At 49.1% G+C, this 7,227-nt stretch carries 8 protein-coding genes and 1 pseudogene; all 9 read left to right on the top strand.

Annotation, left to right across the window (positions count from 1 at the left end):
* Positions 1 to 455 (top strand): annotated as a pseudogene (locus QZ147_RS01640) (nicotinate phosphoribosyltransferase); the annotation flags it as partial.
* Between the two features lie 389 nt (positions 456 to 844).
* The gene (locus tag QZ147_RS01635) at positions 845 to 1,720 is read left to right on the top strand and encodes a menaquinone biosynthesis family protein (RefSeq protein ID WP_295146399.1); all 876 of its coding nucleotides are present in this window, start codon (positions 845 to 847) and stop codon (positions 1,718 to 1,720) included.
* Positions 1,717 to 1,986: a flagellar biosynthesis protein FliQ gene (gene fliQ, locus QZ147_RS01630; RefSeq protein WP_295146400.1), complete on the top strand. Its 270-nt coding sequence runs from the start codon at positions 1,717 to 1,719 to the stop codon at positions 1,984 to 1,986. The genes QZ147_RS01635 and fliQ overlap by 4 nt, the downstream gene beginning before the upstream one ends.
* On the top strand, positions 1,983 to 2,768 hold the full coding sequence (locus QZ147_RS01625) for a UDP-N-acetylmuramate dehydrogenase (protein ID WP_295146397.1): 786 nt from the start codon (positions 1,983 to 1,985) through the stop codon (positions 2,766 to 2,768). The genes fliQ and QZ147_RS01625 overlap by 4 nt, the downstream gene beginning before the upstream one ends.
* Entirely contained in the window at positions 2,768 to 3,265 is a 498-nt protein-coding gene (locus QZ147_RS01620) for a hypothetical protein (protein ID WP_295146396.1), read from the top strand. Before QZ147_RS01625 ends, QZ147_RS01620 begins: the two co-directional genes overlap by 1 nt.
* Positions 3,266 to 3,386: 121 nt before the next feature.
* Complete coding sequence (recA, locus tag QZ147_RS01615) at positions 3,387 to 4,436, top strand: recombinase RecA (RefSeq protein WP_295146394.1); 1,050 nt, start codon at positions 3,387 to 3,389, stop codon at positions 4,434 to 4,436.
* A complete protein-coding gene (gene eno / locus QZ147_RS01610) occupies positions 4,436 to 5,686 on the top strand; it encodes a phosphopyruvate hydratase (protein ID WP_295146392.1) in 1,251 nt (416 codons plus the stop codon). The genes recA and eno overlap by 1 nt, the downstream gene beginning before the upstream one ends.
* Positions 5,683 to 5,961 (top strand): septum formation initiator, encoded by a 279-nt coding sequence (locus tag QZ147_RS01605; RefSeq protein ID WP_295146391.1) that lies wholly within the window; start codon positions 5,683 to 5,685, stop codon positions 5,959 to 5,961. Before eno ends, QZ147_RS01605 begins: the two co-directional genes overlap by 4 nt.
* A 6-nt stretch (positions 5,962 to 5,967) precedes the next feature.
* Positions 5,968 to 7,227, top strand: a complete 1,260-nt coding sequence (locus tag QZ147_RS01600) for an AMIN domain-containing protein (protein WP_295146389.1) — start codon at positions 5,968 to 5,970, stop codon at positions 7,225 to 7,227.

Raw genomic sequence — 7,227 nt, 5'->3', positions numbered from 1 at the left:
CCTTCCCGGACGAGCCTGTAACGGCGCTAGTAGATTATAATAACGACGTTATCGCGGACGCTCTAAAAGTCGCCGCCGTTTTAGGCTCAAAGCTCGGTGCGGTGCGAGTCGATACGTCGGCAAATTTAATAGATAAGTACTTTGAAGGCAAAGATACATCCGGCTTCGATCCGCACGGGGTTTGCAAGGAACTTATTTTTGCCCTTCGCGCCGCGTTGGATGCAAACGGCGCAAAGCACGTTAAAATCGTCGTCAGTTCGGGCTTTAATCCTCAAAAGATCGCCGATTTCGAAGCGCACGGGACGCCGGTTGATATTTACGGCGTAGGCAGCTTTACGGTGCGCAACGACGTTTGCGGATTTACGGGCGATCTAGTCGAGCTAAACGGCGAGCCGCAGGCAAAATTCGGACGTAAAAATATCGCGTCGGATCGCTTGGAAAAGGTAGAATTTTAGCCGAAATTTTGTCCGAATTTAGATCTAAATATTAAATAAATTCGCAAATTCGGCGCGTCTAAGCCAAGAACTCGCGTGTCTGTTTCATGTAGGCCATCGCGAGCAAGCGGTTGCGAGGGACTGCCGAGAATCGATATATTTTTGCACCCTAAGCCCTTTGTGATAAATTTGTACGGCAGATAACGGCGCGATCGTTCGACTTTTAAGCTGCCTTTTGGCGAGCTTTGCTTACCAGACAAGGCAAATCGGCGTTGCGCTTTTTTTCGGTTAGGGTTTGCGCGTTGATATGCGTTAAATTTTTAAGGCGCAAAGTTCGTAAAACCGTTTAGAAATAGGCTTAAAACTTTCTTTTATCAAATTTGGCTACAATTCGCCCAAAAAGGATAAATTTGCGAAATTTTAAAAATATCGGCGTCGCGCACTCTCCTGACGCCGACGATATCTTTATGTACGAGGCGGTAAAATTCGGCTGGGTTAGCAGTAAAAATTTACGCTTTTCAAACGTCGCGCTAGATATTCAGACGCTAAACTACGAAGCGCTAAAAGGCTCCTATGACGCTACGGCGATTAGCTTCGCGCTCTACCCGCTCATAAAGGACTGCTACGCTTTGCTTCGCTGCGCAGTTAGCTTCGGCGAGGGCTACGGACCCAAACTCGTTAAGCGCAAAGGCACGCGCTTGAAGAGAAATTTTAAAGTAGCGCTCTCGGGCGAACATACGAGCAACGCCCTGCTTTTTCGCGCGGCGTATCCGGATGCTCGCGTAATTTATAAAAATTTCTTAGAGATCGAGGCGGCGGTAGTTAGCGGCGAGGTCGACGCGGGCGTGTTAATTCACGAAAGTATCTTAAATTTTTCAAGAGAGCTTGAAGTAGAGCGCGAAATTTGGGACGTTTGGCGAGAGTTTGCGGGTGAGGGGCTACCGCTGCCTTTGGGCGGTATGGCGGTGCGCCGTAGCTTGCCGATCACGGACGCCATCGAGGTTGAGCGCGTTCTAACCGAAGCGGTGCGAATAGCTACCGCGCACAAGCCTCTTTTATCGCGTATGCTAATGGAGCGCGGGCTAATCCGCGTCGGTAAAGACGAGTTAGAAACCTACCTAAATTTATACGCGAACGAAAATTCGATCAGCCTCTCGGACGTTCAGCTAGCGGCGATAGAAAAGCTCTACGAGATCGGGCGCGCTAGCGGGTTTTACTCGCAGCCGCTTACGAATTTACGCGATTATCTCGTACCGGTAGAATATAACGAAGTAAGGTTTAGCTGATGCAATCAACGCTTGTCGCGCTCGGCGTCGAGACCTTTAAAATAGCGCTTTATCTTAGTCTGCCTATGCTACTGGCGGGGCTGATCGCGGGTCTTATCATCTCGATTTTTCAAGCTACTACGCAGATAAACGAGACCACGCTTAGCTTTGTGCCAAAGATCATTTTAGTAGTCGTCGTGATCATATTTTTGATGCCTTGGATGGTGTCGATGATGGTTGAATTTACTACGCGAATGCTCGAATATATCCCGGAATTTATTCAGTGACGCGCCTTATCGATTTTAGCAAATTTACGTCCGTAAAGATAGGCGGAATTCATGAAGTTTTTGTGATTAACGACGTTTGCGATCTAAATTCGCCCGACTTTACGGGACGCGCGATGATCGGCGGGGGCAATAACCTGCTAATTTCGCCCGCCCCGCCTAAAACGGCGATACTAGGCGAGAATTTCGACTACGTAAAATTCGGCGCAGATGCGCTAGAAATCGGCGCCGCGACGAAATCGGGCAAAATTTATAATTTCGCTAAAAAGCATAACATCGGCGGATTTGAGTTTTTGCAAAATATCCCGGGGACGCTGGGTGGATTAATCAAAATGAACGCGGGGTTAGCGGGCATTAGCATTAGCGACCGTCTCACGCACGTGCTTTTTGCGCGCGGCTGGGTCAAAAAGGATGAGATAAATTTCGCTTACCGCAGCAGCGGCATAAACGAGCCCGTGCTAGCGGCTAAATTTAAGGCCGAATGCGGCTTTGACGCCGAAGCGGCGGCGCAAACCGCGGCGAAAAGAGCAAATCAGCCAAAGGGCGCAAGCTTCGGCAGCTGTTTCGTAAATCCGCCAAACGATTACGCGGGGCGTCTAATAGAGGCTGCGGGACTAAAAGGTTACGCGATGGGCGGAGCGAAATTTAGCGAATTACATGCGAATTTTTTGATAAATTTTAACCGCGCGAGCTTCGAGGACGTTATGGGTCTAATTAGGCTCGCGCAAAATTTAGTCCGAGAGAAATTCGGCGTGGAGCTAAAAACGGAAGTAGCGATCTTGTAATGGAAATTTTAAATAGAATTTTAGGCGAAATTTTAGCGTTTGCGGCGGTTTTCGCGCTCCTGTTTTTTTACGCGTCGCGTCGCGCCAAAAAAGCGGACGGCGATTTTGGCGGCCGGGACTATGAGCGAAATTTACGAAATTTTGCGGAAATTTTCGGGCTAAATTCGGACGGCGATCGAAATTTCGCGCAAATTTTAAACGCTTTGAGCGAGGAAGGGAAAATTTTAAAATTTAGCAAAAATTGCGCGGGCGGCGAATTAATTAAAATTTTAGGCGAGCGAAATTTTAACGGCGAATTTGCGGCTCGAAATTTTGACGACAAGCGAGCGGACGTCGCGTTTTTGAGCGAAATTTCGCGAAATTTAAACGAGCCTTCGGCGCTGGGCGTTTACGTTATCGGAGATGAAATTTTCGCGTTTTTGCGAGAAAAAGAGGAATTGTTTAAAATCATCGACGCCGCGGCAGGAGCGGGCGAAAATATCTTAATTTGCGATTAGAAACTCGCTATTTTACCGCGTTTTTACTTGTTAGCCGCAGACGAAATTAGGCCGATTTAACCCAAATTCATATAAATTTGGCTAAAATCGGACCGAATTTAATTTTTAAATAAGGTAAAAAATGGATGCAGAAAAGCAAAAAGCTCTCGATTTGGCTTTAAAACAAATCACGAAAGACTTCGGCAAAGGCGCGATGATACGCCTGGGCGACAAAGAAGTCGAAGCCATAGAGGCGATACCTACGGGCTCGATCGGGCTTGATCTGGCTCTTGGTATCGGCGGCGTGCCTAAGGGCAGGATCATCGAAGTATACGGCCCTGAAAGCTCGGGAAAGACGACGCTTACGCTTCATATTATCGCCGAGTGCCAAAAAGCGGGCGGAGTGTGCGCCTTTATCGATGCCGAACACGCGCTAGACGTGAAGTATGCTTCGAATTTAGGCGTAGATACGGATAATCTTTACGTGGCGCAGCCCGATTTCGGCGAGCAAGCGCTCGATATGGTCGAAACCTTGGCTCGCAGCGGCGCGGTCGATCTAATCGTAATCGACTCCGTAGCCGCGCTCACGCCTAAAAGCGAGATTGAAGGCGATATGGGCGATCAGCACGTAGGACTTCAAGCGCGCCTAATGAGCCAGGCGCTGCGAAAGCTAACTGGTATCGTGCATAAAATGGGTACGACGGTAATTTTTATCAACCAAATTCGTATGAAAATCGGCGCCACCGGATACGGAACGCCAGAAACCACCACAGGCGGCAACGCGCTTAAATTTTATGCCTCCGTGCGTATCGACGTGCGCAGGATCGCCACGCTAAAACAAAACGAAGAGAGTATCGGAAACCGCGTTAAGGCCAAAGTCGTTAAAAACAAAGTCGCGCCCCCGTTTAGGGTTGCCGAATTCGACGTGATGTTCGGCGAGGGCATAAGCCGCGAAGGCGAGATCATCGACTACGGCGTAAAACTCGACGTCATAGATAAGTCGGGCGCTTGGTTTAGCTACAAGGCGGGCAAATTAGGACAAGGACGCGAAAACTCAAAAGCTTATTTAAAAGAGCATAAAGACGTAGCAGACGAGATAATCGCGACTATTAAAGGCTCTATGGGCATCGCAAGCATTTTAAGCGGCGGTAAAGACGACGATGAAAAATCCGACGATAAGGGAGAGGAATAATGATTTATATCGAAGACGTAACGGCTCACGAGGTGCTTGACAGCAGGGGTAATCCGACGGTTCGCGCGACCGTAACGCTAAGCGACGGGGCTAGCGCCAGCGCTATCGTACCTAGCGGCGCGAGTACGGGCAAGCGCGAGGCTCTGGAACTTCGCGATAAAGACGCGCGTTTTTGCGGAAAGGGCGTGCTAAAAGCCGTCGCTAACGTAAACGAGAAAATTTCCGAAGCCATAATCGGGCTTGATGCGTTTAATCAAAAAGCGATCGACGACGAGATGAAAGAACTAGACGGCACGCAAAATTATTCGAATTTAGGCGCGAACGCGGTACTAGGCGTTTCCATGGCGGCTGCGCGCGCGGCGGCTAAAAGCCTAAATATCCCGCTATACCGCTACCTAGGCGGTGCAAACGCCAGCGTACTTCCGGTGCCGATGTTTAACATCATAAACGGCGGCGCGCACGCTAATAATAGCGTGGATTTTCAGGAATTTATGATAATGCCTTTCGGGTTTGAAAATTTTAGCGACGCGCTTAGGGCCGCTACGGAAATTTATCATAAATTAAAAGGAATTTTAAACGCCGCGGGGCACAGCACCGCAGTGGGCGACGAGGGCGGATTCGCGCCGAATTTAAAAGATAATGAAGAGCCGCTAACGCTAATCATGCAAGCGATCAAAGAGGCCGGATACGAAGCGGGAAAGCAGATAAAACTAGCCCTTGACGTCGCGGCCAGCGAGCTTTATAAAGACGGCTTTTACGAGCTTGAAGGCAAAAAATTTTCAAGCGACGAGCTAATCGCGCGCTACTCGCAGCTTTGCGAAAAATATCCGATATTTTCGATCGAGGACGGGCTAAGCGAGGACGATTGGGACGGCTGGAAAAAGCTAACCGACGCGCTCGGCGACAAGGTCCAGCTAGTAGGCGACGACTTATTCGTTACGAACGAGAAAATTTTGCGCGAAGGCATCGCTAAGGGCGTAGGCAACGCGATCTTAATTAAACCTAATCAAATAGGCTCCGTTAGCGAAACGATGCAGACCGTCCGTCTAGCTCAGCGCAACGGCTATCGCTGCGTGATGAGCCACAGAAGCGGCGAGAGCGAGGATAGCTTTATCGCGGACTTTGCGGTCGCGCTTAATACGGGAGAGATCAAAACCGGCGCTACCAGTAGGAGCGAGCGCAACGCGAAATATAACCGCTTACTGGAAATCGAACAAGAAAGCAGCGAATTTTTAGGGGATAATATTTGAGCACAATTTTAGAAGAGTACGACGCGCGGGTCAAGCGGTCGCACTTTTTTAGATCGTTTTTTAGATACGCTATCGCGATCTCGTGCGTGGTAGCGTTCGGAATTTACGTGGGAAATATGATGTTCGGTAAGCGATCGCTAGACGTGATGCTGAGTTTGCAAAACAAAAAAGAGCGCTTAATCGAGGACGTAGAAATTTTAAAAAAGCAAAACGCTTTGTTGCAAAAAGAGTATTTCGAGTTAAAAGAGCTCGAACCGGAATCTAACAAAAAGTAGGATACGATGAGAAAATTTTGGTATTTGTCGGCCGTTTTGGCGGCCTCCGCGGTCGCAAGAGAGAACCCGTTTTTGCCCACCGGCGAGTTAAATTCAAGCGTAATGACTTCAAATCCGCAGGAGCAACGCAAGCTTTTTGATAAGCAAGAGATAAAATTCGGCGATACGGGCTTGCTTTTAGATATAGTTTTAAGATACCGCGCAAGCGACGGCAGCATCAAAGAAAGGGTGATTTCAGACGTTAACGAAACCATAAACAGCGACGACGAGTACGTGCTGAAAAAAGCGCAGCCGAAGCCGCAAACCGCCGCGTCCGCGCAAAAGTCCGCACAACCTACGTTCGCGCCTAATCAAAATTTCGGTAAACCGGACAAAGGCGCAAAACCTCCCGTCGCCGTAGCCGTCCCGCAAGAGACGCAGCTAAATTTCGACGTACAAAAAGATAAAAAAACCAAAAACCAAAACGTGGCCGCCCAGAACAAGATCGCCGAAAAGCAAGCGACGAGCAAAAATGCCGCCGCTAAAAATTTAGAAAGCGCGCAAAAGCCCGCCGTCGCCGAGCCGGCGTCGCAAGAAGCTCCCGCAGAGAGCGCCGCCGCGCAAAAGCCTGTCGAACAAGCGCCCGCAGCTACCGAACAAATTCACGCGTCCGTCGCCGCTAACGCCGCCGAGTCTAGCGATAAAAACGCGACTAGCGAAGCAAATCAAAGTCTTGCCGTAGCCGTAAATAACGAAGGTAAAATACTGGAAAATCGGCTAAAAACGATAGATAAAGGCGAGATTAGGATGGATGCTAATTCGCCAAAAGCCGTAGGCGAAGCGCCGTCCGCGCAACCTGCTGCGCATAATGCGCCCGCTAATGCCACGCAAAGCGAAGCCGTTGCGTCTGAAAATTCGGCCGCTAAAACCGCTGAGCAAAATGTGGCTAAAAACTCGCGCGATTTTGCCGTGAAGCTAAAATCCTTCGGCGGCAAGCACGCGACGCCTAGCTTGAAATTTCAAATAGATGGCAAAAGTATCAAAATTTTAACTAAATCCGCAAACATTAAGCACTTTACGGCCGAGGAAGGCAATAAAATCGCGCTTGACTTTACGGCGGCGCCCGGCGCTTTTCAGACGAAAGTCGTAGCGTTTAACGAGGACGTATTTAAAAGCGCGACGATCGGCTGGCACAAAAACTACTACCGCATAGCGATAGTTACCGATAAAACGCGCGGCTACTCCGTGCAAAAAATTAACGGCGGTTACGAGCTAATCGTAAAATAG

It is taken from the genome of uncultured Campylobacter sp., from assembly GCF_905371695.1.
Classification (GTDB): Bacteria; Campylobacterota; Campylobacteria; order Campylobacterales; family Campylobacteraceae; genus Campylobacter_A.
Note: the sequence above shows the minus strand (reverse complement) of the source record. Positions and strands in the feature narration are given on the sequence as shown.